The organism is Streptococcus sp. GS001, assembly GCF_021595565.1.
Classification (GTDB): domain Bacteria; phylum Bacillota; class Bacilli; order Lactobacillales; family Streptococcaceae; genus Streptococcus; species Streptococcus xiaochunlingii.
In genome coordinates, this window is record NZ_JACSYJ010000001.1 from 207,566 (window position 1) to 233,272 (window position 25,707).

General features: G+C 43.4%; 26 protein-coding genes. 23 read left to right on the plus strand and 3 right to left on the minus strand.

Features of this window, described 5'->3' with window-relative positions; genetic code table 11:
• The first annotated feature begins 147 nt into the window (after positions 1–147).
• From secA to recG, 5 genes are all read left to right on the plus strand, one after another.
• Positions 148–2,667: a preprotein translocase subunit SecA gene (gene secA / locus H8S88_RS00985; protein WP_048691105.1), complete on the plus strand. Its 2,520-nt coding sequence runs from the start codon at positions 148–150 to the stop codon at positions 2,665–2,667.
• A gap of 20 nt (positions 2,668–2,687) precedes the next feature.
• Positions 2,688–3,719, plus strand: coding sequence for a 3-deoxy-7-phosphoheptulonate synthase (locus tag H8S88_RS00990; RefSeq protein WP_236127835.1), 1,032 nt, complete (start codon positions 2,688–2,690; stop codon positions 3,717–3,719).
• Between the two features lie 83 nt (positions 3,720–3,802).
• On the plus strand, positions 3,803–4,165 hold the full coding sequence (gene acpS, locus H8S88_RS00995; RefSeq protein ID WP_006595699.1) for a holo-ACP synthase: 363 nt from the start codon (positions 3,803–3,805) through the stop codon (positions 4,163–4,165).
• Positions 4,155–5,282 carry an alanine racemase gene (gene alr / locus H8S88_RS01000; RefSeq protein ID WP_061564294.1) on the plus strand — a complete coding sequence of 376 codons (1,128 nt, stop codon included), beginning with the start codon at positions 4,155–4,157 and terminating at the stop codon, positions 5,280–5,282. Before acpS ends, alr begins: the two co-directional genes overlap by 11 nt.
• Positions 5,283–5,379: 97 nt before the next feature.
• Positions 5,380–7,395: an ATP-dependent DNA helicase RecG gene (recG, locus tag H8S88_RS01005; protein ID WP_061564293.1), complete on the plus strand. Its 2,016-nt coding sequence runs from the start codon at positions 5,380–5,382 to the stop codon at positions 7,393–7,395.
• A gap of 360 nt (positions 7,396–7,755) precedes the next feature.
• Here recG and H8S88_RS01010 read toward each other — a convergent pair whose 3' ends face one another.
• Positions 7,756–8,718, minus strand: a complete 963-nt coding sequence (locus tag H8S88_RS01010; protein WP_236127836.1) for an asparaginase — start codon at positions 8,716–8,718, stop codon at positions 7,756–7,758.
• A gap of 64 nt (positions 8,719–8,782) precedes the next feature.
• On the opposite strand from H8S88_RS01010, the gene H8S88_RS01015 reads away from it, so the two are divergent.
• Positions 8,783–10,195, plus strand: a complete 1,413-nt coding sequence (locus H8S88_RS01015; protein WP_125334851.1) for a Cof-type HAD-IIB family hydrolase — start codon at positions 8,783–8,785, stop codon at positions 10,193–10,195.
• Between the two features lie 41 nt (positions 10,196–10,236).
• On the opposite strand, the gene H8S88_RS01020 is transcribed toward H8S88_RS01015, so the two are convergent.
• The gene (locus H8S88_RS01020) at positions 10,237–10,689 is read right to left on the minus strand and encodes a universal stress protein (protein ID WP_048789814.1); all 453 of its coding nucleotides are present in this window, start codon (positions 10,687–10,689) and stop codon (positions 10,237–10,239) included.
• Positions 10,690–10,901: 212 nt separating this feature from the next.
• Between H8S88_RS01020 and H8S88_RS01025 the strand changes: the two genes are divergently transcribed.
• From H8S88_RS01025 to H8S88_RS01065, 9 genes are all read left to right on the plus strand, one after another.
• Positions 10,902–12,116: a pyridoxal phosphate-dependent aminotransferase gene (locus tag H8S88_RS01025; protein ID WP_023024219.1), complete on the plus strand. Its 1,215-nt coding sequence runs from the start codon at positions 10,902–10,904 to the stop codon at positions 12,114–12,116.
• A 185-nt stretch (positions 12,117–12,301) separates the two neighbouring features.
• The gene (gene codY / locus H8S88_RS01030) at positions 12,302–13,090 is read left to right on the plus strand and encodes a GTP-sensing pleiotropic transcriptional regulator CodY (protein WP_048691732.1); all 789 of its coding nucleotides are present in this window, start codon (positions 12,302–12,304) and stop codon (positions 13,088–13,090) included.
• On the plus strand, positions 13,090–13,659 hold the full coding sequence (locus tag H8S88_RS01035) for a cysteine hydrolase family protein (protein WP_048789815.1): 570 nt from the start codon (positions 13,090–13,092) through the stop codon (positions 13,657–13,659). The genes codY and H8S88_RS01035 overlap by 1 nt, the downstream gene beginning before the upstream one ends.
• A 136-nt stretch (positions 13,660–13,795) precedes the next feature.
• Complete coding sequence (gene gatC / locus H8S88_RS01040; RefSeq protein ID WP_002884769.1) at positions 13,796–14,098, plus strand: Asp-tRNA(Asn)/Glu-tRNA(Gln) amidotransferase subunit GatC; 303 nt, start codon at positions 13,796–13,798, stop codon at positions 14,096–14,098.
• Positions 14,098–15,564 (plus strand): Asp-tRNA(Asn)/Glu-tRNA(Gln) amidotransferase subunit GatA, encoded by a 1,467-nt coding sequence (gatA, locus tag H8S88_RS01045; protein ID WP_236127837.1) that lies wholly within the window; start codon positions 14,098–14,100, stop codon positions 15,562–15,564. The genes gatC and gatA overlap by 1 nt, the downstream gene beginning before the upstream one ends.
• A complete protein-coding gene (gene gatB, locus H8S88_RS01050; RefSeq protein ID WP_048789818.1) occupies positions 15,564–17,006 on the plus strand; it encodes an Asp-tRNA(Asn)/Glu-tRNA(Gln) amidotransferase subunit GatB in 1,443 nt (480 codons plus the stop codon). Before gatA ends, gatB begins: the two co-directional genes overlap by 1 nt.
• Before the next feature lie 100 nt (positions 17,007–17,106).
• Positions 17,107–17,487: a hypothetical protein gene (locus tag H8S88_RS01055; RefSeq protein WP_048789819.1), complete on the plus strand. Its 381-nt coding sequence runs from the start codon at positions 17,107–17,109 to the stop codon at positions 17,485–17,487.
• Between the two features lie 108 nt (positions 17,488–17,595).
• Positions 17,596–18,636, plus strand: a complete 1,041-nt coding sequence (locus tag H8S88_RS01060) for a 2,3-butanediol dehydrogenase (protein WP_048789820.1) — start codon at positions 17,596–17,598, stop codon at positions 18,634–18,636.
• 86 nt (positions 18,637–18,722) lie between these two features.
• Positions 18,723–19,634 (plus strand): DMT family transporter, encoded by a 912-nt coding sequence (locus H8S88_RS01065; RefSeq protein WP_236127838.1) that lies wholly within the window; start codon positions 18,723–18,725, stop codon positions 19,632–19,634.
• A gap of 33 nt (positions 19,635–19,667) precedes the next feature.
• Here H8S88_RS01065 and H8S88_RS01070 read toward each other — a convergent pair whose 3' ends face one another.
• Positions 19,668–20,288, minus strand: a complete 621-nt coding sequence (locus H8S88_RS01070) for a TVP38/TMEM64 family protein (RefSeq protein ID WP_048789822.1) — start codon at positions 20,286–20,288, stop codon at positions 19,668–19,670.
• A gap of 184 nt (positions 20,289–20,472) precedes the next feature.
• Here H8S88_RS01070 and H8S88_RS01075 point away from each other — a divergent pair, with 184 nt between their 5' ends.
• The 8 genes from H8S88_RS01075 (at position 20,473) to H8S88_RS01110 (ending at position 25,704) form a co-directional block, all read left to right on the plus strand.
• Complete coding sequence (locus tag H8S88_RS01075; protein ID WP_045759146.1) at positions 20,473–21,000, plus strand: YqeG family HAD IIIA-type phosphatase; 528 nt, start codon at positions 20,473–20,475, stop codon at positions 20,998–21,000.
• Positions 21,001–21,002: 2 nt separating this feature from the next.
• Entirely contained in the window at positions 21,003–22,109 is a 1,107-nt protein-coding gene (gene yqeH, locus H8S88_RS01080; RefSeq protein ID WP_048789823.1) for a ribosome biogenesis GTPase YqeH, read from the plus strand.
• A 218-nt stretch (positions 22,110–22,327) separates the two neighbouring features.
• Positions 22,328–22,639 (plus strand): ribosome assembly RNA-binding protein YhbY, encoded by a 312-nt coding sequence (yhbY, locus tag H8S88_RS01085; protein WP_006595720.1) that lies wholly within the window; start codon positions 22,328–22,330, stop codon positions 22,637–22,639.
• 21 nt (positions 22,640–22,660) lie between these two features.
• Entirely contained in the window at positions 22,661–23,293 is a 633-nt protein-coding gene (locus H8S88_RS01090; RefSeq protein ID WP_125334849.1) for a nicotinate-nucleotide adenylyltransferase, read from the plus strand.
• Positions 23,290–23,886 (plus strand): bis(5'-nucleosyl)-tetraphosphatase (symmetrical) YqeK, encoded by a 597-nt coding sequence (gene yqeK / locus H8S88_RS01095; protein WP_048789825.1) that lies wholly within the window; start codon positions 23,290–23,292, stop codon positions 23,884–23,886. Before H8S88_RS01090 ends, yqeK begins: the two co-directional genes overlap by 4 nt.
• Entirely contained in the window at positions 23,887–24,387 is a 501-nt protein-coding gene (locus H8S88_RS01100; RefSeq protein WP_048789826.1) for a cysteine hydrolase family protein, read from the plus strand. It begins immediately after the preceding gene.
• 14 nt (positions 24,388–24,401) lie between these two features.
• A complete protein-coding gene (gene rsfS / locus H8S88_RS01105; protein ID WP_003014310.1) occupies positions 24,402–24,755 on the plus strand; it encodes a ribosome silencing factor in 354 nt (117 codons plus the stop codon).
• A gap of 208 nt (positions 24,756–24,963) precedes the next feature.
• Positions 24,964–25,704: a class I SAM-dependent DNA methyltransferase gene (locus H8S88_RS01110; RefSeq protein WP_125334847.1), complete on the plus strand. Its 741-nt coding sequence runs from the start codon at positions 24,964–24,966 to the stop codon at positions 25,702–25,704.
• Positions 25,705–25,707 lie beyond the last annotated feature (3 nt).

The following is a 25,707-nucleotide window of genomic DNA, read 5'->3' on the forward strand; positions in this document are numbered from 1 at the left end:
TGAGCAGCCATCTTTTTGGATTTTCTCACACGAAAAAACCACTCGAAAGTCTTGTAAGATACAGCCTTAATCTTGAAAAAATGTTTAAAAAATGCTACAATAAAGAGAACGTTTAAAATTTAAGAAATTTGAAAAGTAAGGAAACTAATGGCTAATTTATTAAAAACAATTATCGAAAATGATAAAGGTGAATTAAGACGATTGGAAAAGATGGCAGACAAGGTCTTCTCATACGAAGATCAAATGGCTGCCTTGTCAGATGATGAACTGAAAGCGAAAACAGAAGAGTTCAAGCAACGCTACCAAGATGGTGAATCATTGGATGACCTTCTGTATGAAGCTTTTGCGGTAGTTCGCGAAGGTGCCAAGCGTGTCTTGGGCTTGTTCCCTTATAAAGTACAGGTCATGGGGGGTATTGTTCTTCACCATGGTGACGTTCCAGAAATGCGTACAGGGGAAGGAAAAACCTTGACTGCGACCATGCCGGTATATTTGAATGCCCTATCTGGCCAAGGAGTTCACGTTGTCACTGTCAATGAATACCTGACAGAACGTGATGCGACTGAGATGGGTGAGTTGTACTCATGGCTAGGTCTTTCAGTTGGGATCAACTTGGCTGCAAAATCACCGTCTGAAAAACAAGAAGCTTATGCTTGTGACATCACTTATTCAACCAACGCGGAAATAGGTTTTGACTACTTGCGTGACAACATGGTTGTTCGTGCCGAAAATATGGTACAACGTCCTTTGAATTATGCCTTGGTTGATGAGGTAGACTCCATCTTAATTGATGAAGCCCGTACGCCATTGATTGTTTCAGGTCAGACTTCTACAGAAACTAGTCAACTCTATCACATGGCGGATACCTATGTAAAATCTTTGGAAAAAGAAGACTATATTATTGATGTCCCTTCAAAAACGATTGGTTTGTCAGATTCTGGAATTGATAAGGCTGAAAGTTACTTTAATCTTGAAAACTTGTACGACATTGAAAATGTTGCCTTAACACACTACATCGACAATGCCCTCCGTGCTAACTACATCATGATTTTGGATATCGACTATGTAGTCAGTGAAGATCAAGAAATCTTGATCGTCGACCAATTTACAGGTCGTACCATGGAAGGTCGTCGTTATTCTGACGGCTTGCACCAAGCGATTGAGGCTAAAGAAGGTGTACCAGTCCAAGAAGAAACCAAAACATCCGCTTCTATTACTTACCAAAACCTCTTCCGGATGTACAAGAAACTTTCAGGGATGACAGGTACTGGTAAAACAGAAGAAGAAGAATTCCGTGAAATCTACAACATTCGCGTTATTCCAATTCCAACTAATCGTCCGATTGCTCGTATTGACCATCCGGACCTTCTCTACCCAAGCTTGAAATCGAAGTTTAAAGCTGTAGTAGAAGATGTAAAAGCTCGCTATGAAAAAGGACAACCAGTCTTGGTGGGTACCGTTGCAGTTGAAACCAGTGACTACCTATCCCGCCTCTTGGTTGAAGCAGGCGTTCCTCACGAAGTCTTGAATGCGAAAAACCACTACAAAGAAGCGCAAATCATCATGAACGCTGGTCAACGTGGTGCCGTTACCATCGCGACCAACATGGCCGGACGTGGTACCGATATCAAGCTCGGTGAAGGGGTTCGTGAACTCGGTGGACTTTGTGTGATTGGTACAGAGCGTCATGAAAGCCGTCGTATTGATAACCAGTTGCGTGGACGTTCTGGACGTCAAGGGGATCCAGGTGAATCTCAATTCTACCTTTCTCTTGAAGATGAGTTGATGCGTCGTTTCGGTTCAGAGCGCATCAAAGCCTTGCTAGACCGCTTCAAACTAAGCGAAGAAGAATCTGTCATCAGATCTAACATGTTTACACGCCAAGTTGAAGCAGCTCAAAAACGAGTGGAAGGGAACAACTATGACACTCGTAAGCAAGTCCTTCAGTATGATGATGTTATGCGGGAACAACGCGAGATTATCTACTCTCAACGCTATGATGTCATTACAGCGGATCGTGATTTGGCGCCAGAAATCAAGGCCATGATCAAACGGACCATTAAACGGATCGTTGAAGGAGCTAGCCACTCAAGCAAGGAAGAACGGATCGAAGCTATTCTGAACTTTGCCAAATACAATTTGGTCCCTGAAGATACTATTTCTGAGAGCGATATTGAAGGCAAATCTGATAAAGATGTGATTGATTACTTGTACAAACGTGCTGAAGAGGTTTATGAAAACCAAGTAGCGAAATTACGCGATGAAGAAGCAGTCAGAGAATTCCAAAAAGTCTTGATCCTTCGTGTTGTGGATAGCAAATGGACCGATCACATCGATGCCTTGGATCAATTGCGTAATGCTGTCGGTCTCCGTGGTTATGCACAAAACAATCCTGTGGTTGAATACCAATCAGAAGGATTCCGTATGTTCAACGATATGATTGGCTCCATCGAATTTGATGTGACTCGTTTGATGATGAAAGCTCAAATCCATGAACAAGAGCGTCCACGTACAGAACACAGTATTTCAACGACAGCGACTCGTAATATTGCCGCTCAAAAAACTGATTTACCAGAAGATCTTGATTTGAGTCAAATTAAACGCAATGACATCTGTCCATGTGGATCTGGTAAGAAATTTAAAAACTGCCACGGTAAAAAACTCTAATCGGATGAAAGGATCAGCCTATGTCTTTTACAGCTACTAGCCCAATCATTGATGAAACAGCAGTAACCTCTCTTTATCGCATAGAAGGTGAAGATTTGGCTCGCAAAGAAGAGCGTGACCGTGAATTAGCCTCTATTTTGAAGGGGGAAGACAAGCGGATTTTGCTTGTGATGGGACCATGTTCATCAGATAATGAGGAAGCAGTGATGGAATATGCTCGTCGCCTTGCAGCCCTTCAGGAAGAAGTTAAAGATCGGGTCTTCATTGTGATGCGGGTCTATACTGCCAAGCCTCGGACCAATGGAGATGGCTATAAAGGCTTGATGCATCAGCCAGATACTGCTTCAGAACCTAGTTTTGTAGCTGGCTTAAAGGCTGTTCGTCGCCTGCATCATCGAGTGATTACCGAAACTGGTTTGACAACAGCAGACGAACTGTTGTATCCAGAGACATACCCATTTGTTGAGGATCTCCTTTCTTATGTTGCTATTGGGGCACGTTCTGTAGAAGATCAAGGCCATCGATTTGTTGCAAGTGGCATCTCAGTCCCAACTGGATTGAAAAATCCAACGTCTGGAAATCTGTCGGTCATGTTTAATGCAATTTATGCTACACAACATGGGCACCATTTCTTCTATAATGGTCGTTCTGTGGAGACAAGTGGAAATCCATTCGGACATGCTATTCTGCGTGGAGCCTTAGACGCGAATGGGAAAAACATTCCAAATTACCACTATGAAGATCTGCTAGAAGTTGCGCATCGCTACCAAGCCTTGGGCTTGCAACATCCATTTATCCTAGTTGATACCAATCATGATAATTCTGGGAAAAAATTTGCTGAGCAGATTCGCATTGTCAGAGAAACCCTTACAAATCGTAGCTGGAATCCAATTATCCATGATGTAGTCCGTGGATTTATGATTGAATCTTATCTAGAGGATGGTCGTCAAGATCAACCAGAAGTATTTGGTCAATCGATCACAGACCCATGCTTGGGTTGGGAAAAGACAGAAAGCTTAGTACGAGAAATTTATCAGTATGTAGCTGAATAAGAGGAGAGGGCTGGAGAAAATATTCTCAGCCCTTTCTTTCTTAAATAGAGTTGCTGATAGAAAATCATTAAAGAGGAAAAGATATGATTGTTGGACATGGGATAGATATCGAATCGATCCAATCCATTGAACAAGCCTACCAGAGACATCCGAGATTTGCTTCCAAGGTATTGACAGAGACGGAACGAGAACGGTTCGACCAATTATCTGGAAAAAGAAAAATGGAATACCTGGCAGGTCGATGGTCTGCCAAAGAAGCCTTTTCCAAGGCTTGGGGAACAGGAATTGGTCCAGTAGGATTTCAGGATCTGGAAATTCTAACCAATCAAAAAGGAGCTCCCTATTTTTCAAAAGCTCCTTTTAGTGGAAAGATTTGGGTATCGATTAGTCACTCAGGCGATTTAGTTTCGACCAGTGTCATTTTGGAGGAAAGAAATGAAAGCTAGTATACATAGACCAACGCGAGCATATGTGGATGTAGAGGCTATTGCCTATAATGTTCAGCAAATACAAGCCCATATTCCGAAAGAGACCTTGACCTTTGCAGTTGTCAAGGCAAATGCATACGGCCATGGAGTTGAGCCAGTGGTAGAACGTTTATTGCCACTAGTAGATGCTTTTTGTGTCTCCAACCTAGATGAAGCCTTGGAAGCTCGCCAAGTAGCAGGTGAAAAACCGATCTTAATTTTGGGCGTTGCACCAGTAGAACACGTTGCGATTGCCATCAAAGAGGAAATTCGTTATACAGTAGCTAGTCTCGAGTGGTTGAAAGCATTGTTGGCTGAAAAGTCTGATTTGACTGGGTTGAAGGTTCATATTAAAGTGGATTCAGGAATGGGACGAATTGGTTTTCGTTCGGTAGAAGACTTGCAGGAAGCCATGATCCTATTAAGAGACCATGGAGCAGAAGTGGAAGGGATCTTTACTCATTTTGCTACAGCTGATGAGAAAGATGACCGGCATTTCCAAGGCCAATTGCAACGATTTAAGAGCTTGTTGGAGCTCTTGCCCTATACTCCGAAAATCGTTCATGCCAGCAATTCAGCAACAACTTTATGGCATGCTGATACCATTTTTAATGCTGTCCGACTGGGTGATGTCATGTATGGGCTCAATCCAAGTGGAAGAGAGTTAGAGCTTCCCTATAGCATCCGTCCTGCTCTGAGTCTGGAAACAGAATTGGTCCATATCAAACCACTAGAAGTGGGGCAGACAGTTGGCTATGGAGCGACCTATCAGACTAGTGAGGAAGAGTGGATTGGGACCATTCCAATTGGCTATGCAGATGGCTGGACCAGAGATATGCAAGGTTTTCATGTCCTTGTTGATGGGCAATTCTGCCCGATTGTCGGTCGCGTATCCATGGACCAAATCACCATTCGCCTACCGAAGGCCTACCTGATTGGGACTAGGGTAGTATTGATCGGAAGGGATGGTGATCTAGCTATAACGACAACGGATGTAGCAGTCTATCGAGGCACGATCAACTATGAGGTTGTTTGTGTCTTGAGTGATCGCGTACCAAGAGTTTATCGTCCAACAAAGGAAGACAGTGGGAAGTAAGTTGTTTGTCTTTTCCCAGCTTCCTTTTATAAAAAGTTCGAGATGAAAGAGGTTGATGACGGTGGTCCCAGCCTCCTTTCTTATCTAGGAGGAAAGAATGAACTTACACCAACCACTTTCTGTCCTGCAAGGAATTGGACCGAAATCAGCAGAAAAATACAAGAAATTGGGAATCGAAACGGTTGAGGACCTCTTGCTCTACTTCCCATTTCGGTATGAAGATTTTAAATCAAAAAATGTTTTAGATCTGGAAGATGGAGAAAAAGCAGTTGTTTCTGGAATTGTTGCCACCCCAGCCAATGTCCAGTATTATGGTTACAAGCGTAACCGTCTTCGCTTTACCATTAAACAAGGGGAGCTGGTCCTAGCAGTTAGTTTCTTTAACCAGCCCTATCTAGCGGACAAGATTGAACTAGGGCAAACAGTGGCTGTATTTGGTAAATGGGATAAGGCCAAGGGAGCTTTGACAGGGATGAAACTGTTAGCCCAAGTCGAAGATGACCTTCAACCGGTCTACCGCTTATCTCAAGGGGTGAGCCAGTCAGCTTTAGTAAAGGTTATCAAGACGGCTTTTGAAGCAGGCTTGGATCAGCTATTGGAAGAAAATCTCCCTCAAATCTTAATGGACAAGTACCACTTGCTTTCTCGCAGACAAGCAGTCAGGGCCATGCATTTTCCCAAGGATCTTGAAGAATATAAGCAGGCCTTGAGACGAGTGAAATTTGAAGAATTGCTCTTTTTCCAATTACAACTGCAGGTCTTGAAGGAAGAAAATCGTTCCGTCGGACAGGGAATCGTCTTGGATTGGGATAAGAAGAAGCTAAAAGCTCTTCAAGCTAAGCTTCCTTTTACGTTGACAGAAGCTCAGGAGCGAAGTCTGAACGAAATTCTAGCAGATATGCGCTCTCCTTACCACATGAATCGTCTCTTGCAAGGAGATGTCGGAAGCGGGAAGACCGTCGTTGCTGGACTGGTCATGTATGCTGCTGTAACAGCTGGCAAGCAAGCGGCCTTGATGGTACCGACCGAAATCCTAGCCGAGCAACATTTACAAAGTTTGACCTCTCTCTTTCCTAGTCTTAGAATTCTTCTTTTGACAGGCAGTCTAAAAGCTGCGGAGAGACGAGAACGCTTGGAATTTGTTCAGACAGGGCAAGTGGACCTTATTGTGGGAACCCATGCCTTGATTCAGGAGGGGGTTCGTTTTCATGATCTCGGATTGGTCATTATTGATGAGCAGCACCGTTTCGGTGTAGCCCAAAGACGGATCCTGCGTGAAAAGGGCCAAAATCCGGATGTCTTGATGATGACAGCGACCCCAATTCCCCGAACTCTGGCAATCACTGCTTTTGGAGATATGGATGTTTCGATTATCGACCAAATGCCAGCAGGTCGAAAAGAGATTATCACCCGCTGGGTCAAGCATCAACAGTTAAATTTAGTCTTGGATTGGCTTGTCAAAGAAATTCAAAAAGGCTCCCAAGCCTACGTCATTTCTCCCTTGATTGAAGAGTCGGAAGCCTTGGACCTCAAAAATGCTATTGCTCTAGAGGAAGAATTGATTGCTTATTTTGGAGACCGAGCCCGTATTGCTCTCCTTCATGGTAAGATGAAGGGGGAAGAAAAAGAGGCCATTATGCAGGCCTTTAAGCAGGGAGAAATTGACTTACTAGTTTCTACAACTGTAATCGAGGTAGGCGTCAATGTTCCCAATGCTACCGTCATGATTATCATGGATGCAGACCGCTTTGGTTTGAGCCAATTGCACCAGTTGAGAGGTCGGGTAGGGCGTGGTGATAAGCAGTCTTACGCAGTATTAGTTGCCAATCCCAAAACAGAATCTGGTAAGCGTCGGATGAAAATCATGACCGAAACCACCAATGGGTTTGTCTTGGCAGAAGAAGACCTCAAGCTACGAGGCTCTGGGGAAATCTTTGGAACGCGTCAATCAGGTATACCAGAATTTCAAGTGGCCAACCTCATTGAAGATTATCCAATCTTAGAGGAGGCACGAAAGGTAGCTGTTCAGGTGGTCACAACTCCTAATTGGCGAGATCATCCAGATTGGCACTGTCTGTCTCTACATTTGGAGCAGAAAGAACACCTGGATTAAGAAGTGATAAGAAAAAGAGGCTGGGACAAAAGTCCTAGCCTCTCAATTGTCTTTGGATTATCGAGCAAGACGCAGTGGTTGAGTGGGCTCTACCACGCTGATTTCATCAGCTTTTACAGCCCTACTCAACTGTGCGGAGGTGGGACGACGAAATCGAATTCTAACGAATTACCGATTTCTGTCCCACTCTCTTTTTGTCTTTTTTAAGTTTGTGGACCTATAATCGTAAAAAATAGAAAAGAGGTCCTAGCTATGCGAACCATGTTGAAATTCATCTTGTCAATCATTATCTCAGTCCATCAGAGCTATTTTTAAATACAAAAGGCGGATGTATCCATCATCGTGCCTTCTATCTATATTTTAACCTTCTATATAGTCTCTCAATTCATCACCTTTTAATCCGGCATTGAGAGCAATCAATAGTTTCAGCCGGGCCTTGGCTGCATTGAGCTCTTTGACAAAGAAGATGCCGTGCTCGTGAAGGTTGACTCCGCCCCCATCGTAAGCATAGACAGGTTCTGCAATTCCATTGAAGCAACGGGATACCAAGGCAATAGGAAGGCCAGCCTCTTGAAATTCAAAGATTTTCTCAGCTACTTCCTTAGGAAGATTTCCAGCTCCAAAGGCTTCAATGATCAAACCATCCATTTGTTGGACATCTAGTAGGTCAAGGAGTTCTGTTTTCATGCCCGCATAGGCTGAAATGATGGGGACAACTCCCTTGATTTCTCGCAAATCAAAACGCACACGGGGTTCAGCTGTTTTGAAGAAAAGAACTTCTTTTTTCATGACCAAGCCTAGAGGGCCATGTGTGGGGGTCTGGAAGGTGCTGACATTGGTGGTATGTGTTTTGGTCACGTACTTGGCTGCATGGACTTCATCATTCATCACGACCAAGACACCCTTGTCTTGTGATTTGGGATCTGCTGCTACTCGGATGGCGGTCAGATAGTTATAGACGCCGTCGCTTCCTAATTCATTGGAGCTTCTCATGGCTCCTGTTAAGACTACTGAAATAGTTGGCAAGTCCATGGTATCTAAGAAGTAGGCTGTTTCTTCAAGAGTATCGGTACCATGGGTAATGACAATCCCATCATACTGGGAAGCCTCTTTCTGAATCTTATGATAGAGTTGTAACATGTGCTGAGGAGTTACATGAGGGCTGGGTAAATTTAAAAAATCTTCTGAAGTAAGCTCAACCCCTGCCAGTGACAGATCAATATGGTTCATGGGGTTGGATGAATTGGTCACGACAGCTCCAGAGTCATCCGCCTGCATGGAGATGGTCCCTCCTGTATGAAGGGCCAAAATTTTCTTAATCATGTGTGTCTCCTTGGAATGTGTGTTATAATTTATTGTATCATAAAACGGAAAGAAAGCAGTCATCATGGAAATAAAAGCGGTCTTTTTTGACATTGACGGAACCTTGGTCAATGATAGTCGAATGGTCTTGAAGTCAACTGAAAAAGCCATTCGCGCCTTAAAGGAACAAGGAATTTTTGTTGGTTTGGCAACAGGGCGAGGACCCTTCTTTGTCCGTCCTTTTATCGAGCGCTATGACTTTGATTTTGCGGTCACCTATAATGGTCAGTATATTTTTACCAAGGACAAGGTCTTATCTGCTTCTCCAATTGATAAGAAGAATCTGCATGACTTGATTGACTACGCAAAAAACCATCGCATTGAGATCGCCTTAGGAACAGAAGATGGAGTTGAAGGTTCTCGCATTATGAGTTTTGGTCTGAGTCCTATTTCTCTATGGTCTGCACGTTTTGTACCAAAAGGCTTTTCGAAGGCAGTTAGTCAGGGCTTCAACAAGGTGGTTAGCAAGGCTGTCCCTCAGGATCAAAAGCAACTGCAACAAATTGCCCAAGGACCGGTTTATCAGGTTCTCTTATTAGCTAGTCCTAAAGACACTCAAAAAGTTGAGCAAGCTTTTCCTGAATTAAAATTTACGCGTTCCAGCCCCTTTGCGGCGGACGTTATCAATCCAGACAACTCAAAATTGGAAGGGATTCGGATCGTAGGAGAAGAATTTGGATTTTCAATGGACCAGGTGATGGCCTTTGGAGATTCAGATAATGACTTGGAAATGCTCTCGGGTGTTGGCTTATCGATTGCGATGGGCAATGGAACCAGCAGGGTCAAAGAAGTAGCTCAGCATACGACGACCAGTAATACCAAAGACGGGATCCAAAAAGCGCTGGAACATTTTGGCATTATCACGGATCAGTCACTGTTTGTTAGTCGCGACGATCACTTTAATAAGGTCAAAGCCTTCCATCAACTCATGGATGGTCAAACTCAGGAAGAACCAAAGGCCTGGGACAATCAAGAGGCTCTTTACCGAACCATGTTTAAGCAGGAGGAATTGGTTGAATTTATTCGGGCAGCGAGCAAGGATGAAGCAACCTTTGATCGTTCAATCGAAAGCTTGCATCAAGCCCTAGATGAGGCAGCCAATAAGGTTCGTAGCAAGCATCCAGCTGAGATCTCCATGGTGGGGCAGGTCGATGCCTTGATTGATACGCTCTATCTGACTTATGGTAGTTTTGTTCTAATGGGGGTCGATCCGGAAGAGGTCTTTGAGATTGTTCACCGTGCAAACATGGGGAAGATTTTCCCAGATGGTCAGGCTCACTTTGATGAAGTCACGCATAAAATTTTAAAACCGAACGACTGGGAAGAAAAGTATGCACCTGAGCCAGCCATTCAAAAAGAGTTGGAACGGCAAATCAAAGCTTATCAAAAACACTACTCTGAAAAAACAGCAGAATCGGAAGAAAATAAAAAGGTGTGAGGAAATTCGTTTTCCTTCACACCTTTTGGTTTTTATAAAGTTTATAAGGTCTTTTCTGTCTCACGAACCACTAACAAATCGACTTTGGCATGGCGGAGAATGTATTCAGAGGAAGACCCAACTAGTAAACGTTCAAAAGCATTTAGACCAGTTGCCCCAACCATGATGAGATCAACTCCCTCTGCATCAGGGATATCAGTCGCTAAGAGGACTTTTGGATTCCCCATTTCAATCACCGAAGCAATGTTTTGGACACCGGCTTCTTTAGCACGCTTGATATACCCTTCTAATAGTTCATTAGCTTCTGTTTGGAATCCTTCATACACCTCAGCATCAAAACTAGAGACACTTTGTAAGGCACGTGTATCAACGACATGAGCAAGGGTAAGTTTAGATCCGTTTCGCAACGCAACATTGACCCCTTTCTCAAAAGCAAGTTCAGCTTCGCGAGATCCATCAACTGCAACCATGATGTTTTCGTATTTTTGAGACATGTTCCGTCCTCCTTTACTGCTTGAAAACGTGAAAAGAAATGGAAGAACCCATTTATGTTACCTATAATTATATTTTAAACCTTTTACCATAGAAAGTAAAGGTCAAATCAGATATCTATAGGATTTCATTGAGAATGAAAGAGGTTGCTCAGTTGTACTCCAGATTAACTAGTGGTATAATGGAAGCAGTTTGATAAAGTGAGGAAAAAATCATGAAAGAATACAATAAGTCCGTCAAGCTAGAGCACGTTGCTTACGATATTCGTGGTCCAGTCTTAGAAGAAGCGATGCGCATGCGGGCCAACGGGGAGAAAATCCTTCGCTTAAATACAGGAAATCCAGCAGAATTTGGGTTTACAGCTCCCGACGAAGTCATTCATGATTTGATTATGAATGCTCGGGATAGTGAAGGGTATTCGGATTCAAAAGGAATTTTTTCTGCCCGTAAGGCCATTATGCAGTATAGCCAATTGAAAAAGATTCCGAATGTTGAGATTGATGATATCTATATCGGAAATGGTGTCAGTGAGTTGATTGTGATGTCCATGCAAGGCTTGCTGGATAATGGCGATGAAGTACTTGTGCCAATGCCAGACTATCCTCTTTGGACAGCAGCGGTCAGCCTAGCAGGTGGAAATGCAGTACACTATGTTTGTGATGAAGAGGCTGAGTGGTATCCTGATATTGATGATATCAAGTCGAAAATCACTTCAAACACCAAGGCTATCGTCGTGATTAACCCCAATAACCCAACCGGAGCTCTCTATCCAGATGAGATTTTGTTGGAAATTGTCGAAATTGCTCGTCAACATGGCTTGATTATCTTTGCAGATGAAATTTATGATCGCTTGGTCATGGATGGTGCCAAACACACAGCCATTGCTAGTCTCGCGCCAGATTTGTTCTGTGTCAGCATGAACGGTTTGTCCAAATCACACCGCATAGCGGGCTTCCGTGTGGGCTGGATGGTCTTATCTGGACCAAAACACCACGTGAAGGGCTATATCGAAGGTTTGAATATGCTCTCCAATATGCGTCTGTGTTCAAACGTCTTGGCCCAACAAGTGGTCCAGACTTCTTTGGGAGGCTACCAGTCAGTGGACGAACTCTTGCTTCCAGGCGGTCGAATCTACGAACAACGGAACTTTATCTACAAGGCTATCAATGATATTCCAGGACTCTCAGCTGTCAAACCAAAAGCTGGTCTCTATATCTTCCCTAAGATTGATCGTGAAATGTACCGGGTAGATGATGATGAGCAGTTTGTCTTGAATTTCTTAAAACAAGAAAAGGTTCTCTTGGTTCACGGACGTGGATTTAACTGGAAAGAGCCAGATCATTTCCGGATTGTTTACCTTCCTCGAGTAGAAGAATTGGCTCAAATTCAAGAGAAGATGACCCGTTTCTTAAAACAATACAAACGATAAGTGTAAGAGAAATCGCTAATAGGCGGTTTCTTTTTTTTGAATGAATCCAGCGAATATTTTGTTACATAAGGCTAATTTTTCTGAATTGAATAGAATTGTAGAAAAAATAAATAATTTTCAGATAATTTGATTGAAATTCCCCCACTTATATGATATACTTTAGCTGACTATATGCGAGGTTTATTATGGCTAAATTATTAGAAAAAACGAGAAAAATTACATCTATCTTGAAACGTTCTGAAGAACAGTTGCAAGATGAAATGCCTTATAATGCAATTGCCCGTCAACTGGCTGACATCATTCATTGTAACGCTTGTATTATTAATAGCAAGGGAACTCTTCTAGGTTATTTCATGCGCTACAAAACCAATAATGATCGGGTTGAGGCTTTTTTTGACAATAAAAAATTACCTGAAGATTATGCTAAAGCGGCCAGTTTAGTCTATGATACAGAGGCGAATTTAGATGTAGATCACGATTTAAGTATCTTTCCAGTAGAGACAAAGTCTGATTTTCCTGATGGGTTGACAACGATTGCTCCCATCCATGTATCTGGGATTCGTTTGGGGTCTTTGATTATTTGGCGCAATGATAAGGAATTTGCGGATGATGATTTGATTTTGGTTGAGATTGCTAGTACCGTAGTTGGGATTCAAATGTTGAACTTCCAACGAGAGGAAGATGAGAAAAATATTCGTCGCCGGACTGCGGTCAATATGGCTGTCAATACCTTGTCCTATTCAGAATTGCGGGCAGTTTCCGCTATCCTTAGTGAATTGAAGGGAAATGAAGGGCAGTTAACTGCTTCCGTGATTGCGGATCGGATTGGTATTACCCGCTCTGTGATTGTCAATGCGCTGCGGAAACTGGAGTCAGCCGGTATTATTGAAAGCCGCTCTCTTGGGATGAAGGGAACCTACCTCAAAGTCTTGATCCCAGATATTTTTGAAGAAATAAAGAAAAGAGATTACTAATGACTAAAGCGTTAATTTCGATTGACTACACCGTTGATTTTGTAGCAGATGAAGGTAAGCTAACGGCAGGAGCTCCTGCACAAGCTATTTCTGAGAGCATTGCCCAGGTGACCCAGTTAGCCTTTGACCAAGGGGCCTATGTCTTTTTTGCGATTGATGCTCATGATGTAGACGATCCCTTTCATCCAGAAAGCAAGCTCTTCCCACCTCATAATATCATTGGGACTAGTGGACGGGATTTGTATGGTCCCTTAGCTGATTTTTATCGGGAGCACAAAGCGGATCCACGCGTCTTTTGGATGGACAAGCGTCATTATTCTGCTTTTTCAGGAACTGATCTGGATATCCGCCTCCGGGAACGTGGCGTAGATACGGTTATTTTGACGGGAGTCTTAACGGACATTTGTGTCCTCCATACAGCAGTAGATGCCTATAATCTGGGCTATCAGATCGAAGTGGTCGCGCCTGCTGTGGCGTCGCTCACTCCTGAAAACCACCAGTTTGCTTTAAATCATTTCAAACATGTTTTGGGAGCAAAAGTGGTGAATGAACAATTAGAAGAATTGTAAGATTAGAGTTCGAGGAGAATGGCCTAATGCCTAGCCTTCCTCGGACTCTATTTTCTTGCCAAACTACCGCATAAATACTAAAAATATGGTAAAATAGAGGGTATTGAGAAATCATCATTTCACGAAAGGAAGCAAGATGAAAATTACGCAAGAAGAGGTAACCCACGTTGCCAATCTTTCAAAATTGAAATTCTCTCCAGAAGAGACAGCTGAGTTTGCGACAACCTTGTCTAAAATTGTCGACATGGTGGAATTGTTGGAAGAAGTGGACACAACCGGTGTGGCTCCAACAACAACCATGGCGGATCGTAAGACCGTATTGCGTCCGGATGTTGCTGAAAAAGGGACGGACCGTGACCGTTTGTTTAAAAATGTACCTGAAAAAGATAATTACTACATCAAGGTACCAGCTATCCTAGAAGATGGAGGAGATGCCTAATGTCATTCAACCATAAAACCATTGAAGAGTTGCACGACCTCCTTGTCTCTAAGGAAATTTCAGCAACCGAATTGACCCAAGCGACGCTTGATGATATCAAGGCGCGTGAAGAAGCAATCAATGCCTTTGTAACGGTGGCCGAAGAAGCTGCCCTTGCACAAGCCAAGGCTATTGATGAAAAAGGAATCGATGCAGACAACCTCCTATCAGGGATTCCGCTCGCGGTCAAAGACAATATCTCAACAGATGGTATCTTGACGACTGCGGCATCAAAAATGCTCTATAACTACGAGCCAATCTTTGATGCGACAGCTGTTGCCAATGCCAAAGCTAAAGATATGATTGTCATCGGGAAGACCAACATGGATGAATTTGCCATGGGTGGATCTGGTGAAACTTCATATTATGGACCAACCAAGAATGCATGGGACCACAGTAAGGTGCCTGGTGGATCTTCTAGTGGTTCAGCAGCTGCTGTAGCTTCAGGTCAAGTCCGTTTGTCCCTTGGTTCAGATACTGGTGGTTCTATCCGCCAACCAGCTGCCTTCAACGGGATTGTTGGTCTCAAACCAACTTATGGAACAGTTTCACGTTTTGGTCTCATTGCCTTTGGTAGCTCACTCGACCAAATTGGTACTTTCTCACCAACCGTTAAAGAAAATGCCCTCTTGCTCAATGCTATTTCCAGCGAAGATGTCAAAGATTCAACATCTGCGCCTGTTCGTGTAGCAGACTTTACTTCTAAGATTGGTCAAGACATTAAAGGCATGAAGATTGCCCTTCCTAAGGAATACCTCGGTGAAGGGATTGACCCAGAAGTCAAAGAAACCATCCTTAATGCGGCCAAACACTTTGAAAAATTGGGAGCAACTGTCGAAGAAGTTAGCCTGCCTCATTCTAAATACGGGGTTGCCGTTTACTACATCATCGCTTCATCTGAAGCTTCTTCAAACTTGCAACGTTTCGACGGGATTCGCTATGGTTTCCGTGCGGAAGATGCTAAAAACTTGGATGACATCTACGTGAATACTCGTAGTCAAGGCTTTGGTGATGAGGTCAAACGCCGGATCATGCTGGGTACCTTTAGTTTGTCATCTGGTTACTACGATGCCTACTACAAGAAAGCTGGTCAAGTTCGTACCCTCATTATCCAAGACTTCGAAAAAGTCTTTGCGGATTACGACCTCATTCTTGGTCCAACAGCTCCAAGCGTAGCCTTTGATTTGGATTCGCTCAACCACGACCCGGTTGCCATGTACTTGGCTGACCTCTTGACCATTCCAGTCAACTTGGCAGGTCTCCCAGGGATTTCGATTCCTGCAGGTTTTGCTCAAGGTCTTCCAGTTGGTTTGCAGTTGATTGGTCCTAAGTATTCTGAAGAAACCATCTACCAGGCTGCAGCGGCCTTTGAAGCTACGACGGATTACCACAAGCAACAACCCCTTATTTTCGGAGGTGACAATTAATGAACTTTGAAACAGTCATCGGACTTGAAGTCCACGTTGAATTGAATACAAACTCAAAAATTTTCTCACCAACCTCTGCCCACTTTGGGAATGAGCAAAATGCCAACACCAATGTGATTGACTGGTCTTTCCCAGGTGTGCTTCCTGTCTTGAACAAGGGTGTTGTGGACGCTGGTATCAAGGCTGCTTTGGCACTGAATATGGATATCCATCAGCACATGCACTTTGATCGTAAGAACTACTTCTACCCTGATAATCCAAAGGCTTACCAAATTTCGCAATTTGACGAGCCAATCGGTTATAACGGTTGGATTGAAGTGCAATTGGAAGATGGTTCAACTAAGAAAATCGGGATTGAACGGGCCCACTTGGAAGAAGATGCCGGTAAGAACACGCACGGAACAGACGGTTTCTCTTATGTAGACCTCAACCGTCAAGGAGTTCCATTGATCGAAATCGTATCTGAAGCAGATATGCGTTCTCCAGAAGAAGCCTACGCCTATTTGACAGCTTTGAAAGAAGTCATCCAATATACTGGTATTTCAGACGTCAAGATGGAAGAAGGATCGATGCGTGTGGATGCCAACATTTCCCTTCGCCCATACGGTCAAGAGGAATTTGGTACCAAGACGGAGTTGAAAAACTTGAACTCATTCTCAAACGTCCGTAAAGGTCTTGAATACGAAGTGCAACGCCAAGCGAAAATCTTGCGCTCAGGTGGTGTTATTCGTCAAGAAACACGCCGTTATGATGAAGCCAACAAGAGCACTATCCTTATGCGTGTCAAAGAAGGAGCAGCGGATTACCGTTACTTCCCAGAACCAGACCTTCCATTGTATGAAATCTCAGATGAGTGGATTGAGGAAATGCGCACAGAATTGCCAGAGTTTCCAAAAGATCGTCGTGCTCGCTATGTGGCAGAGCTTGGCTTGTCTGACTATGATGCCAACCAATTGACAGCTACGAAAGTTACTTCTGACTTCTTTGAAGCAGCGGTAGCCCTTGGTGGAGATGCCAAGCAAGTGTCTAACTGGCTGCAAGGTGAAGTCGCACAATTCTTGAACGCCGAAGGTAAAACGCTTGAAGAAATCCAATTGACACCAGAAAACTTGGTCGAAATGATTGCCATCATTGAAGATGGAACCATCTCTTCTAAGATTGCCAAGAAAGTCTTCGTTCATTTGGCGAAAAATGGTGGCGGTGCGCGTGAATACGTCGAAAAAGCTGGATTGGTACAGATTTCAGACCCTGAAGTCTTGATTCCAATCATCCACCAAGTCTTCGCAGACAATGAAGCAGCCGTAGCCGACTTCAAGTCAGGGAAACGGAATGCGGACAAGGCCTTCACAGGCTTCCTCATGAAAGCAACCAAAGGCCAAGCCAACCCACAAGTAGCCCTCAAACTACTTGCCCAAGAATTGGCGAAGTTGAAAGAAGAGTAATAGAGAAAAAAACCAGCCGAGAGGTTGGTTTTTACTATCCATAAAATTGTGTTAGAATAGGAAAGACCATTACATATCAACTAGCATTAGGAGAAGTTACATGAACAAATTTTTAAGAGCCTTATTTGTCCTAGTTATCATCGCCATGTCTGGAGCCATTATTTTTCAGCTCTTCTTTCCATCCTATATGGGAAGTCATTCGGGATATGGTGTTTCTGTCGGTTGGCAGCGGGAGATTGGGATTTGGAATGTGGCAGTTCTTGTGATTCTCATTGCTGTCAATCTCAAATATGATTGGTTCTATCTTCGAACGGTACTATTGGCCTTGATCATTGGTGGGCTTGGGATTGGGACCAATCATTTATTCGCTTATCTCAACTATCATTTGCCAGTAAATGTTATTGGAGCTTTTGAAAATTATCTTCTTGTTCTGGGCTGGATTGTCGGTTGGAAATTAGAGTCATCTCGGATTGATAATTAAGATATTAACCGTCTGTTTCTTCTTGACAAAGTTTGTGAAAAGGCTTACAATATAGTTGTCGGGTTTCCTGAAAGGGAATTGCAATTCATGGAAAAATAGGAGAAACATATGGAAACAATGAAAGCTGCTCGCTGGCATGGCAAGAAGGACGTTCGTATCGAGGAAGTGGAAGTCCCTAAAGTAGAACCTCATCAAGTAAAGGTTGCGGTCAAATTCACGGGAATCTGTGGAACAGACTTGCATGAATACTTGGATGGGCCAATCTTCATTCCAACAGAAGAGCATGTTTATTCTGGTCAAAAAGCACCCGTTACCCTCGGTCACGAGTTTGCTGGAGAAATTGTTGAGGTTGGAAGCGATGTGACTCGTGTCAAAGTTGGGGATCGTGTGACGATTGAACCAATTTTGGCAAAACACAACTTAATTGGTGACTACAACCTTGATCCAAACTTGAACTTCGTCGGTCTTGCGGCAGATGGTGGGTTTGCTAAATACTGTGTCCTAGATGGAGATTTAGTCCATGTGATTCCAGACAGTTTGAGCTATGAGCAAGCAGCGCTTACAGAACCTGCTGCTGTAGCCGTTTATGCAGTTCGTCAATCTGCTTTGAAAACAGGCGATACAGCTGTTATCTTTGGTTTAGGCCCAATTGGTCTTTTGATCGTGGAAGCCCTTCGTGCAGCTGGTGCTTCAAAAATCTATGCGGTTGAATTGTCTCCGGAACGTCAAGCCAAAGCAGAAGAGCTGGGTGCCATTGTGGTTCGTCCAGAAGAAGGTGAATCAATCGTTGAAGCCATTCATCGCTTGACGGATGGTGGAGCGGATGTGTCTTATGAAGTAACAGGGGTTCCTGTTGTTCTTGGACAAGCTCTTGCAGCAGTTCATAAGGCTGGTGAGTGTATGGTTGTTTCTATTTGGGAACGCGAAGCAAGCATCAATCCAAATGAATTCGCCATTCAAGAAAAGACTCTTAAAGGGATTATCGCTTATCGCCACATCTTCCCTAAAGTATTGGAATTGATGGAACAAGGCTACTTCTCTGCTGAGAAATTAGTTACTAAGAAAATCAAATTGGAAAATATTGTTCAAGATGGCTTTATCGAATTAACGCAAGATAAATCGCAAATCAAGATTTTGGTTGAGCCGTAAATTAGTATATTTTATGAATAAAACCAGTCCATTTGGGCTGGTTTTTATGTTACAATTAGGATGTAAATAATATTTGTGGAGGCAACATGTCTACATCTTTCAAAGGAACCTTGATGACTGTGATTGCTGGAATTGCTTGGGGGCTTTCTGGTGTTAGCGGGCAATATTTGATGGCACATGGTTTTTCAGCTATAGGGTTAACTAATTTTCGTCTACTTTTTTCAGGCATTGTCCTTATTATATTATCTTACGTAGCGGATAAAGAGAAGGTATTAGCCTTTGCTAAAGATAAATCTTCCTACCTTCCCCTTCTCGTTTTTTCATTTTTAGGATTGTTACTAACTCAATTGACCTATTTAGAGGCGATTGCAGAAACCAATGCTGGGACTGCCACCGTTTTGCAGTATCTCTGTCCAGTGGGGATTTTATCCTATACCTGTATCAAGGATAGAGTAGCTCCTACTCTTGCGGAAGTAGCTTCCATGCTGTTAGCGATTGGTGGCACTTTCTTAATTGCAACACACGGTCAAGTCAACCATCTGGCCATTAATCCCAAAGGTTTGGCTTGGGGAGTGGTGTCAGCCTTTGCCTATGCCCTCTATATCATTTTACCTCTTAAATTGATTCAAAAATGGGGAAGTATGCTGGTAATTGGAGTTGGGATGGCCATTCCAGGAATCTTGATGCTCCCTTTTAGCGGTCTTCTTTCTTCTTCTGGAAACTACAGACTGGATACCTGGATGGCTCTTTTTGGTTTGGTGGTCATTGGGACGATTTTTGCCTACACAGCCTTTCTTAAAGGGACCTCTTTGGTCGGAGCTGTAAAGGGAAGCTTATTAGCCTCTATTGAGCCAATTTCGGCAGTTTTCTTTGCCTTTATCATTATGAAGGAGCATTTCTTTATGATTGACTTCTTGGGTATGGGCATGATTCTGTTAGCGGTCCTCCTGATCACTCTAAAGGACTTCATTATTCAAAAAGAAAAAGGAATTCTATAAAAAAAGATGCTGGGTGTTTTCCCAACATCTTTTTTAAATCATTTGCCAGAAATAGTCGATGATATAGGTGAGACCATAAGTGTAGATGACCAGAGTAATCGGTTTACAGAGAATAATAATGGTCATGTAGCGCTTAAAGGTCATATTGGTTAATCCAGCTAGCATGCAGAGAAAGTCTGCTGGACTGATAGGCCAGATCATCATGAAGATGAAGAAACGATCAAACCGCTTGCCTTCGTTGAGCCAGTTAATATACTTGTCGTAAGTCTTCTGGCTGACCATAGACTGGACAAATTTAGGCCCGTACATTCTCGCGAGATGGAAGATGATGGCACAGCCAATGACAATTCCGATGTAGTTGTAGATGGTCCCAATGATGTGGCCATAGATAAAGACACCAGCGACAGATGTTAAGGCACCGGGGATAATAGGCACCACTGTTTGAAGGATCTGAAGAAAGATAAAGAGAGGTGGCCCGAAGATACCTGCTTGGAGAATAAAAGCCGACAAAGTTTCTTTGGATTGGAGAATGCCAGCAAAGTAGGCCCAGATACAGAAAGCAAGGGTTGCCAGGGCTCCAATGATGGAGGACCAATTGATGATTTTTTGTAGGAGAGGGGAGACCTCCCTCAATTTTTTTTCTTTTGTTATCATAACTCTTCCGCGTATTTTTTTTCTTCTACTATACCACGTTTTTGGAACTTTGTAACGATTTTGTCTATTTTAGGGAATATCAAAGAGATAGAATGGGTCCTCTTACAAAGGGGAGACAACGAAGCAAGTGCAAAATACGTCTATTTATGCTACAATGAAGAGAATATAAAAAATGGAGAAAAACGTGTCAATCGAAAATTACAAACCAGATTTTGCGGTGGAAGCAGCCTATGATCTCACCGTTGCAGACTTGAAAAAACAAGGCATTAAGGCGGTCCTTGTGGATTTGGATAATACCTTGATTGCTTGGAATAATCCGGATGGGACTCCTGAGATGCGCCAGTGGTTGCACGACCTTCGTGATGGCGGGATTCGGGTTATCGTGGTGTCCAATAATAGTCCCAAACGGGTCAAGCGTGCGGTAGAAAAATTTGATATTGACTATGAAGCCTGGTCGCTCAAGCCCTTTACCTTTGGGATTGATCGTGCCCTCAAACGTTTCCACTATGAGAAAAATGAAGTGGTCATGGTCGGGGATCAACTGATGACGGATATCCGGGCTGCCCATCGTGCAGGCATTCGCTCGATTTTGGTCAAGCCTTTGGTTGAGCATGACTCCATCAAGACCCAGATCAACCGGGCGCGTGAACGCCGTGTCATGAAGCAAATGGCCGAAAAATATGGTCCGATTGTATACAAAAAAGGAATTTAAGAATGGAAGAATTATTCTGTATTGGCTGTGGAGCGCCCATTCAGACAGAAAACAAAGAGGGGATAGGCTATACTCCCCAATCAGCTCTTGAAAAGGGCTTGGAAACAGGCGAAGTCTATTGCCAACGCTGTTTCCGTCTACGTCACTACAATGAAATCACAGATGTGCATCTGACAGATGATGATTTCCTAAAACTCCTTCACGAAGTAGGAGATAGTGATGCTCTCGTGGTCAATGTAGTCGATATTTTTGACTTTAATGGCTCTGTCATTCCTGGCTTACCGCGCTTTGTAGCAGGTAATGATGTCCTTTTAGTCGGAAATAAAAAAGACATCTTGCCCAAGTCTGTCAAGGATAGCAAAGTGACGCATTGGTTGATGGAGCGGGCCCACGAAGAAGGCATGCGTCCTGTCGATGTGGTCCTCACCTCTGCCCAAAACAAGAGTGCCATCAAGGATTTGATGGAAAAGATTGAACAGTACCGTAAGGGTCGTGATGTCTATGTGGTGGGGGTAACCAATGTAGGGAAATCGACCCTCATCAATGCGATTATCCAGGAAATCACTGGTGACAAGGATATCATCACGACCTCTCGCTTCCCAGGAACGACACTGGACAAGATTGAAATCCCATTGGACGATGGATCCTACATCTACGATACACCGGGGATTATTCATCGCCACCAGATGGCTCACTACTTGACTGCGAAAAACCTCAAGTATGTCAGCCCTAAAAAGGAAATCAAACCCAAGACTTATCAGCTCAATCCAGAGCAGACTCTCTTCTTGGGTGGCTTGGGACGCTTTGACTTTATCAAGGGGGAAAAGCAAGGTTTTACTGCCTTCTTTGATAACGAACTCAAGCTTCATCGAACCAAGCTAGAAGGAGCGACCGCTTTTTATGACAAGCATGTTGGTGGCTTGCTAACTCCACCTAATAGCAAAGAAAAAGAAGAGTTCCCACCCTTGGTTTCTCATGAGTTTACCATCAAGGACAAGACAGACCTCGTCATCTCTGGACTCGGCTGGATCCGCGTCAATGGGGAAGCCAAAGTAGCCGTCTGGGCACCAGAAGGCGTTGCCGTCGTCACCCGCAAAGCTATTATTTAAAAATTTGAAAGGAAATAGTTTCTTTATAGACTGGGCGAGTGCAACGAGCCTAGAAAGGATACTTTTCGTTGTGGTGAAAGCCTAAGTAGATGTTTTACTACTTAGGCGCGGAAAATTTAAGACTTTAGGCTCAAATTTAAGTCATGGAACTCCGCTAGGAGGTCGCTGACGACCGCCACCACATCAGAAAAGTATCAAAAAAGAAATATTGAAAAAGCATGACATTAACATCTAAACAACGGGCTTTCCTCAACAGCCAAGCCCACAGCCTCAAACCCATTATCCAAATCGGGAAAAACGGGCTCAATGACCAAATCAAAACCAGTGTGCGCCAAGCGCTAGATGCGCGCGAACTGATCAAGGTGACCCTCCTTCAAAATACGGATGAGAATATCCATGAAGTAGCGGAAATCTTGGAAGAAGAAATTGGTGTGGATACGGTTCAAAAAATTGGACGCATCCTCATCTTATACAAGCAATCAAGCAAAAAAGAAAACCGGAAGATTTCAGTCAAAGTAAAAGAAATCTAAGAGACACAGGAGAGCAAGTATATGGCCATTGAACTATTAACCCCCTTTACCAAGGTGGAGTTAGAGCCAGAGATTAAAGATAAGAAACGCAAACAAGTGGGAATCCTCGGAGGGAATTTCAATCCCGTCCATAATGCCCATCTTGTAGTTGCTGACCAAGTCCGCCAGCAATTAGGTTTGGACAAGGTCCTTCTCATGCCAGAATATGAGCCTCCGCATGTGGATAAAAAAGAAACCATTGATGAAGGCCATCGCTTGAAAATGCTGGAACTAGCCATTGAGGGTATTGAAGGGCTAGAAATCGAGACGATTGAACTAGAGCGTAAAGGGATCTCTTATACCTACGATACGATGAAGTTGCTCAATGAGCGAGACCCAGATACAGACTATTACTTCATCATTGGAGCGGATATGGTGGACTACCTGCTAAAATGGTATCGGATTGACGAATTAGTGGAGATGGTGCAGTTTGTCGGTGTTCAACGTCCCCGTTACAAGGCAGGAACCTCCTATCCTGTGATTTGGGTCGATGTTCCTCTTATGGACATCTCTTCTAGCATGGTGCGAGAGTTTATCGCCCAAGGTCGGACGCCGAATTTTATGTTGCCAAAGCCAGTCTTGGACTACATCAAGAAAGAAGGTTTGTATCAATGACCTATGAAAACTATCTCGGCTTTTCTCGTGAAGTCTTGCTTGAAAAAATGGGTCAAATCTTGCCAGAAAAACGCCTAACCCACTGTTTAGGGGTTGAGAAAGCTGCGCGTGACTTGGCCAAACGCTATGAAGCAGATGAAGAACAGGCTGGACTAGCAGGTCTCTTGCATGACTATGCCAAGAAATTATCGGATCAGGAATTTCTAGACTTGATTGATCGCTATAGTCTTGATCCAGAATTAAAAAACTGGGGCAATAACGTCTGGCATGGAATGGTCGGCATTTATAAGATTCAGGAAGATCTCGGACTGACAGATCCAGCCATTCTTCGTAGTATTGAGATTCACACCGTGGGGAGTGGACAGATGTCAACCTTAGATAAGATTGTCTATGTGGCAGATTATATTGAACACAACCGGGCCTTTCCGGGGGTAGAGCAAGCACGTGACATCGCCCAAGTCTCCTTGGATCGTGCCGTGGCCTATGAGACGGCTCGCACAGTCGAACACCTGGCCCACCAAGGATTGCCCATTTATCCCCAAACCCTTGAAACCTATAACGCATTTGTGAAGTATTTGAAAGAGGAGCAGTGATTGAAAACAGCTTTTATCATTATTGATGTACAAAATATCTTAGTGGAAACAAGTTTTGAGACAGAAAAGCTCCTAGAGAAGATCGCTTATTTGCAAGATCAGGCTAGAAAACAGCAGATTGAAATCATCTACATGCAGCATATTGAAACGCCAGAGGCTTTAACCTCGGAAGATTGGCAATTATCTCCTCTGTTGAAAAGACAGGAGAATGAAAAGGTATTTCAGAAGCGATACAATAGCATGTTTAAGGAGACAGGATTAAAAGAATACTTGGATCAACAAGGAATTCAACAACTGGTCCTGTGTGGCATGCAGACAGAATATTGTGTCGATACATCCGTCAAAGTGGGGTTTGAATACGGCTACAAGCTGGTCATTCCAGAAGGAGCTGTCACAACCTTTGATGGAGAGGATATTCCGGCAGAAACGCTTAATGAATTTTATGAAAATATTTGGGCAGAACGTTTTGCGGATGTCTTAGATTACAAATCAATTTTTTAAGGAAAGAGGACTAAATGAAAGAAAAAGAATTACTTGAACTTGTTGTTAAAGCTGCCGATGAAAAACGTGCAGAAGACATTGTGGCTTTGGATGTTCAAAGCTTAACCAGTGTGACAGATTACTTTGTCATCGCAAGCTCTATGAATAGCCGTCAGTTGGAAGCGATCGCAGAGAATATTCGTGAGAAAGTCGTTGAAGCTGGTGGCAATGCCAGCCACGTCGAGGGTGACTCAGCTGGAGGTTGGGTCCTCCTTGACTTAGGTGGTGTAGTGGTTCATGTCTTCTCAGAAGAAATGCGTGCCCACTATAACCTAGAAAAGCTATGGCACGAAGCAAGTGCTGTCGATCTTTCAGCAGCCCTAGCATAAGCAGGTAAACTCAGTTGGTAGCAACTGAGTTTTGTTGGTTAAATTGAAAATTCTATGGAAAGAAAGGATGGAGCCTTGTGCTTGGTTAGGTTTCTAACTGAACACGAGCTAAAAGCTGTGAGAAAAAGAGTAACTTCCTTTGTATCTGACGATACGCAGAAAGTTTCCTATTTTCTCTTTGCTTTTAACGCTCTTTGTATCTCGATTTATGGCGACTTATGAAACCTTTGCGGCGGTCTATGATACGGTCATGGATGACAGTCTGTATGATTTGTGGACGGATTTTTCACTCCGCCATCTCCCAAAGACAAAAGATAAGAAAAAATTACTGGAATTAGCTTGTGGGACAGGGATTCAGTCTGTTCGCTTTTCTCAAGCTGGATTTGATGTGACAGGGTTAGACCTGAGTGCTGACATGCTGAAAATTGCTGAAAAAAGAGCTGTTTCAGCTAAGCAGAAGATTGATTTTATCGTGGGCAATATGCTGGACCTGTCGCAAGCAGGCACTTATGATTTCGTGACCTGCTACTCGGATTCTATCTGCTATATGCAGGACGAGGTAGAAGTAGGGGATGTCTTCAGAGAAGTCTATAATGCCCTCAATGAGGACGGAGTCTTTATCTTTGATGTCCATTCGACCTACCAGACAGATGAGGTCTTCCCAGGCTATTCTTACCACGAAAATGCGGAAGATTTTGCAATGCTCTGGGATACCTATGAGGATGAAGCCCCCCACTCCATCGTCCATGAGCTGACCTTTTTTGTCCAAGAAGAAGATGGCTCCTTTAGTCGGCACGATGAAGTTCATGAGGAACGCACCTATGAAGTTTTAACCTATGACATCTTATTGGAGCAGGCTGGCTTTAAATCTTTCAAATTGTACGCAGACTTTGAAGATAAGGAGCCAACAAAGACCAGCAAACGTTGGTTCTTCGTAGCGCAGAAGTAGGAC

Excerpts from the sequence above, each read along its gene's own strand:
- secA (WP_048691105.1), top strand. The coding sequence starts at position 148 with ATGGCTAATTTATTAAAAACAATTATCGAAAATGATAAAGGTGAATTA.
- H8S88_RS00990 (WP_236127835.1), top strand. The coding sequence starts at position 2,688 with ATGTCTTTTACAGCTACTAGCCCAATCATTGATGAAACAGCAGTAACC.
- acpS (WP_006595699.1), top strand. The coding sequence starts at position 3,803 with ATGATTGTTGGACATGGGATAGATATCGAATCGATCCAATCCATTGAA.
- alr (WP_061564294.1), top strand. The coding sequence starts at position 4,155 with ATGAAAGCTAGTATACATAGACCAACGCGAGCATATGTGGATGTAGAG.
- recG (WP_061564293.1), top strand. The coding sequence starts at position 5,380 with ATGAACTTACACCAACCACTTTCTGTCCTGCAAGGAATTGGACCGAAA.
- H8S88_RS01010 (WP_236127836.1), bottom strand. The coding sequence starts at position 8,718 with ATGATTAAGAAAATTTTGGCCCTTCATACAGGAGGGACCATCTCCATG.
- H8S88_RS01015 (WP_125334851.1), top strand. The coding sequence starts at position 8,783 with ATGGAAATAAAAGCGGTCTTTTTTGACATTGACGGAACCTTGGTCAAT.
- H8S88_RS01020 (WP_048789814.1), bottom strand. The coding sequence starts at position 10,689 with ATGTCTCAAAAATACGAAAACATCATGGTTGCAGTTGATGGATCTCGC.
- H8S88_RS01025 (WP_023024219.1), top strand. The coding sequence starts at position 10,902 with ATGAAAGAATACAATAAGTCCGTCAAGCTAGAGCACGTTGCTTACGAT.
- codY (WP_048691732.1), top strand. The coding sequence starts at position 12,302 with ATGGCTAAATTATTAGAAAAAACGAGAAAAATTACATCTATCTTGAAA.
- H8S88_RS01035 (WP_048789815.1), top strand. The coding sequence starts at position 13,090 with ATGACTAAAGCGTTAATTTCGATTGACTACACCGTTGATTTTGTAGCA.
- gatC (WP_002884769.1), top strand. The coding sequence starts at position 13,796 with ATGAAAATTACGCAAGAAGAGGTAACCCACGTTGCCAATCTTTCAAAA.
- gatA (WP_236127837.1), top strand. The coding sequence starts at position 14,098 with ATGTCATTCAACCATAAAACCATTGAAGAGTTGCACGACCTCCTTGTC.
- gatB (WP_048789818.1), top strand. The coding sequence starts at position 15,564 with ATGAACTTTGAAACAGTCATCGGACTTGAAGTCCACGTTGAATTGAAT.
- H8S88_RS01055 (WP_048789819.1), top strand. The coding sequence starts at position 17,107 with ATGAACAAATTTTTAAGAGCCTTATTTGTCCTAGTTATCATCGCCATG.
- H8S88_RS01060 (WP_048789820.1), top strand. The coding sequence starts at position 17,596 with ATGGAAACAATGAAAGCTGCTCGCTGGCATGGCAAGAAGGACGTTCGT.
- H8S88_RS01065 (WP_236127838.1), top strand. The coding sequence starts at position 18,723 with ATGTCTACATCTTTCAAAGGAACCTTGATGACTGTGATTGCTGGAATT.
- H8S88_RS01070 (WP_048789822.1), bottom strand. The coding sequence starts at position 20,288 with ATGATAACAAAAGAAAAAAAATTGAGGGAGGTCTCCCCTCTCCTACAA.
- yqeH (WP_048789823.1), top strand. The coding sequence starts at position 21,003 with ATGGAAGAATTATTCTGTATTGGCTGTGGAGCGCCCATTCAGACAGAA.
- yhbY (WP_006595720.1), top strand. The coding sequence starts at position 22,328 with ATGACATTAACATCTAAACAACGGGCTTTCCTCAACAGCCAAGCCCAC.
- H8S88_RS01090 (WP_125334849.1), top strand. The coding sequence starts at position 22,661 with ATGGCCATTGAACTATTAACCCCCTTTACCAAGGTGGAGTTAGAGCCA.
- yqeK (WP_048789825.1), top strand. The coding sequence starts at position 23,290 with ATGACCTATGAAAACTATCTCGGCTTTTCTCGTGAAGTCTTGCTTGAA.
- rsfS (WP_003014310.1), top strand. The coding sequence starts at position 24,402 with ATGAAAGAAAAAGAATTACTTGAACTTGTTGTTAAAGCTGCCGATGAA.
- H8S88_RS01110 (WP_125334847.1), top strand. The coding sequence starts at position 24,964 with ATGGCGACTTATGAAACCTTTGCGGCGGTCTATGATACGGTCATGGAT.